The sequence below is a fragment of the Streptomyces sp. NPDC054863 genome (assembly GCF_053610825.1).
This window is the reverse complement of sequence record NZ_JBSGZD010000455.1, coordinates 1-4137: the sequence shown is the minus strand read 5'-3', so window position 1 is coordinate 4137 and position 4137 is coordinate 1. Positions and strand designations below refer to the sequence as shown.

The following is a 4137-nucleotide window of genomic DNA, read 5'->3' as shown; positions in this document are numbered from 1 at the left end:
GCGCAGTTTCGCGAGTGCCTCGGCGAGGATCGCCTCGCCGTCCGCGTCGCTGCGCCGCTCCCGTACGTACGCGAGATGCGTCTTGTACGGTTCGATGCGCGGCGGCGCCGGCGGGTTGTCCCGGTCCTGTCCGGCCGGGAATCCGCAGCGCGGGCAGTCCCAGTTGTCCGGGACCTGCGCGTCGCTTGCGAAGCTCGGCTGTGTCTCGTGCCCGTTGGAGCACCAGAAGGAGATGCGCAGGCGGGGCGCGGACTCGCCGCGCTCAGCCTCGCCCATCGGCCCCGCTCCGACCCGGCTTCCCCGGATCGCGTTGCCACTTGCCACGGTCGTAACTCCCTGCGTGATGGTGCTGCGAAGCTTCGTCGAGCGGCCGGGCGGCGGGCGCCCAGTCTCGAAAAAGCCCAACGCGCGTCCAGTGACGGGAGTTACACCCCGACGCCGGGACGCCCGCCCATGATAGGCCGCGTCCCGCGCGTCGTACCGTCAGTCGTACGAGTCAGCCCTTGAGCTTCATCAGCAGCGCGAGCACCACAATCAGCCCGAACCAGATCAGGCCGATGACGACCGTGATCCGGTCGAGGTTGCGCTCGGCGACCGAGGACCCTCCGACGGACGACTGCATGCCGCCACCGAACATGTCGGAGAGGCCGCCGCCCTTCCCCTTGTGCATCAGAACCAGCAGCATCAGCAGCAGGCTGAATACGATCAGGGCGATCGAGAACCCCATAACCACGGCTGGTCCCTACTTTCCGGAATTCCCTTGGACTGCTCTAACGGATCTGACGGACAACGGGGGCCGGGAGGACGCACCTCCTCGGCCCCCGCAAGGGTACGACGGATCCGCGCTACCGCATACTCACTGGTCGCGGAAACGCACGATCTTGACGAACTCGTCGGCGTCCAGCGCCGCGCCGCCGATCAGCGCGCCGTCCACGTCCGGCTTCGCCATGATCGCGGCGACGTTGCCGGACTTGACCGAACCGCCGTACTGGATGCGGACCTTGTCGGCCAGTTCCTGCGAGTACAGCTCGGCGAGACGGCCGCGGATCGCGCCGCAGACCTCCTGCGCGTCCTCGGGGGTCGCGACCTCGCCGGTGCCGATGGCCCAGACCGGCTCGTACGCGATGACGATGGACTCGGCCTGCTCGGCCGGAATGTCCTTCAAGCCGCCGTCGACCTGGGCGAGGGTGTACTCGACCTGGTTGCCGGCCTTGCGGATGTCCAGGCCCTCGCCGACGCACATGATCGGGGTCAGGCCGTGCTTGTACGCGGCCTTCACCTTGGCGTTGACGATTTCGTCGGTCTCGTTGTGGTACTGGCGGCGCTCGGAGTGCCCGATCGCGACGTACGCACACTTGAACTTGGCGAGCATGGCGCCGGAGATCTCACCGGTGTACGCACCGGAGTCGTGCGCCGAGATGTCCTGGGCGCCGAACTTGATCTTCAGCTTGTCGCCGTCGATCAGGGTCTGCACCGAGCGCAGGTCGGTGAAGGGCGGCAGGACCGCGACCTCGACCGCGTCGAAGTCCTTGTCGGCCAGCGCGAAGGCGAGCTTCTGTACGTGGGTGATGGCCTCAAGGTGGTTGAGGTTCATCTTCCAGTTGCCCGCCATCAGCGGGGTGCGGGTGGTGCTCATTCTTGGATCAGTCCTCCAGTGCGGCAAGGCCCGGAAGGGTCTTGCCTTCCAGGTATTCGAGGCTTGCGCCGCCGCCGGTCGAGATGTGGCCGAAAGCGTTCTCGTCGAAGCCCAGGATGCGGACGGAGGCGGCCGAGTCGCCACCGCCGACGACAGTGAAGGCGTCACTGTCCAGCAGACCCTGCGCGACGGCCGCGGTGCCGCCCGCGTAGTCGGGGTGCTCGAAGACGCCCATCGGACCGTTCCAGAAGACGGTGGCCGCGTCGGCGAGCTTCGATGCGTACAGCTTGCGGGTCTCGGGGCCGATGTCCAGACCCTCCTGGTCGGCCGGGATGGCGTCGGCAGCGACCGTGGTCGGGTGGGCCGGGGCCTTCGTCTTCAGGTCCGGGAAGTCCGCGGAGACCAGGACGTCGACCGGCAGGACGAACTCGACGCCCTTCTTCTCGGCGCGCGACAGGTACTCCAGGACGACCGGGATCTGGTCCTCCTGCAGCAACGAGATGCCGACCTCGTGGCCCTGGGCCTTGAGGAAGGTGTACGCCATGCCGCCGCCGACCAGGATCTTGTCGGCCTTCTCCAGGAGATGGTCGATCACACCGAGCTTGTCGGAGACCTTGGCACCGCCGAGGACGACGACGTACGGACGCTCGACGTCCTCGGTGAGCTTCTTCAGGACGCCGACCTCGGTGGCGATGAGGTCGCCCGCCGCGTGCGGCAGGCGGGCCGGCAGGTCGAAGACCGAGGCGTGCTTGCGGTGCACGGCGCCGAAGCCGTCGCCCACGTACAGGTCGGCCAGCGAGGCGAGCTCGTCGGCGAAGGCGCCGCGCTCGGCGTCGTCCTTGGACGTCTCACCGGCGTTGAAGCGCAGGTTCTCAAGAACCGCGACCTCGCCGTCGGCCAGTGCGTCGACGGTGGCGCGGGCGGACTCGCCGACCGTGTCGGTCGCGAACGCCACGTCGGTGCCGAGCAGTTCACCGAGACGGGCGGCGGCCGGGCCGAGCGAGAAGGCCGGGTCCGGGGCGCCCTTGGGGCGGCCCAGGTGCGAGGCGACGATCACGCGCGCGCCCGCGGCGGCGAGCTTGGCGATCGTCGGCTGGACGGCGCGGATGCGGCCGTCGTCGGTGATGGCCGTGCCGTCGAGCGGCACGTTGAGGTCGGCGCGGACGAAAACCCGCTTGCCCGCTACGCCATCGGCGATGAGTTCGTCAATCGTCTTCATTGAGTTACGGCTCCTCAGGAGGGCTGGACAGGCCACAGGGCTCGCACAGCGCCGCATTGCGCTGCCCGAGCCCTGTAGCTCACATCTTCATGCTCTCAGTACTGCAGGTCAGAGCTGGCCGCCGACGAAGACGGTCAGGTCGACCAGGCGGTTCGAGTAGCCCCACTCGTTGTCGTACCAGCCGAGGATCTTCACCGTCCTGCCTTCCTGAACCATCGTCAGGGAGGAGTCGAAGGTGCAGGACGACGGGTCGCCCACGATGTCGGAGGAGACGATCGGGTCCTCGGTGTACGTGAGGAAGCCGTGCAGGTCACCGTCGTCGGCGGCCTTCTTGAACGCGGCGTTGACCTCGTCCTTGGTGACCTCGCGGCCCAGCTCGACGACCAGGTCGGTGGCCGAACCGGTCGGGACCGGCACGCGCATCGCGATGCCGTCGAGCTTGCCCTTGAGCTGCGGGAGGACCAGGGCGGTGGCCTTGGCGGCACCCGTCGTGGTCGGAATGATGTTCTCGGCGGCGGCGCGGGCACGACGCAGGTCCGAGTGCGGGAAGTCCAGGATGCGCTGGTCGTTGGTGTACGCGTGAACCGTCGTCATCAGGCCCTTGACCAGGCCGAAGTTCTCGTCGAGGACCTTGGCCATCGGCGCCACGCAGTTGGTGGTGCAGGAGGCGTTGGAGATGACGTGGTGGTTGGCCGCGTCGTACTTGTCCTGGTTGACGCCCATCACGATGGTGATGTCCTCGTCCTTGGCCGGAGCCGAGATGAGGACCTTCTTCGCGCCGCCGGCGATGTGCTTCTCGGCGTCGGCCTTCTTGGTGAAGATGCCGGTGGACTCGATCACGATGTCGACGCCCAGCGTGCCCCACGGGATGTCGGCGGGGTTGCGCTCGGACAGCACCTTGATGGTGTGACCGTCGACGGTGATGGTGTCCTCGGTGTGCGACACCTCGGCCTTGAGGCGGCCCAGGATGGTGTCGTACTTCAGAAGGTGCGCGGTGGTCGCGGTGTCACCCAGGTCGTTGACAGCAACAATCTCAATGTCCGCACCCTGTTCCAGGAGCGCCCTGAAGTAGTTACGCCCGATGCGGCCGAAGCCGTTGATTCCTACGCGGATCGTCACGAACCGATCTCCTCGTTGGTACGCCGAGGTTTCGACGCCACGGCGAGCTTGAATGGGATGTCCCCGACCGAGTCCGACCCTACCTCTCCGTAGACCTTGAAGTCGCATCGAGTGGGCACGGAGCAGGGCCGGACGTGGCCCGACGGCCCGTACTCCCCAGTAA

At 67.4% G+C, this 4137-nt stretch carries 5 protein-coding genes; all 5 read right to left on the bottom strand.

Going from position 1 to position 4137, the window contains the following annotated elements; all coding sequences use genetic code 11:
• Positions 1-324: RNA polymerase-binding protein RbpA (locus tag ACWGIG_RS37460; RefSeq protein ID WP_453326191.1), on the bottom strand; the 324-nt coding region annotated here is incomplete at its 3' end.
• Between the two features lie 172 nt (positions 325-496).
• Positions 497-733 (bottom strand): preprotein translocase subunit SecG, encoded by a 237-nt coding sequence (gene secG, locus ACWGIG_RS37455; RefSeq protein ID WP_453326190.1) that lies wholly within the window; start codon positions 731-733, stop codon positions 497-499.
• A gap of 123 nt (positions 734-856) precedes the next feature.
• Positions 857-1636, bottom strand: coding sequence for a triose-phosphate isomerase (tpiA, locus tag ACWGIG_RS37450; RefSeq protein WP_453326189.1), 780 nt, complete (start codon positions 1634-1636; stop codon positions 857-859).
• A gap of 7 nt (positions 1637-1643) precedes the next feature.
• On the bottom strand, positions 1644-2855 hold the full coding sequence (locus ACWGIG_RS37445; protein ID WP_453326188.1) for a phosphoglycerate kinase: 1212 nt from the start codon (positions 2853-2855) through the stop codon (positions 1644-1646).
• Positions 2856-2963: 108 nt separating this feature from the next.
• Positions 2964-3974, bottom strand: coding sequence for a type I glyceraldehyde-3-phosphate dehydrogenase (gene gap, locus ACWGIG_RS37440; RefSeq protein ID WP_453326187.1), 1011 nt, complete (start codon positions 3972-3974; stop codon positions 2964-2966).
• Between the last annotated feature and the right edge of the window lie 163 nt (positions 3975-4137).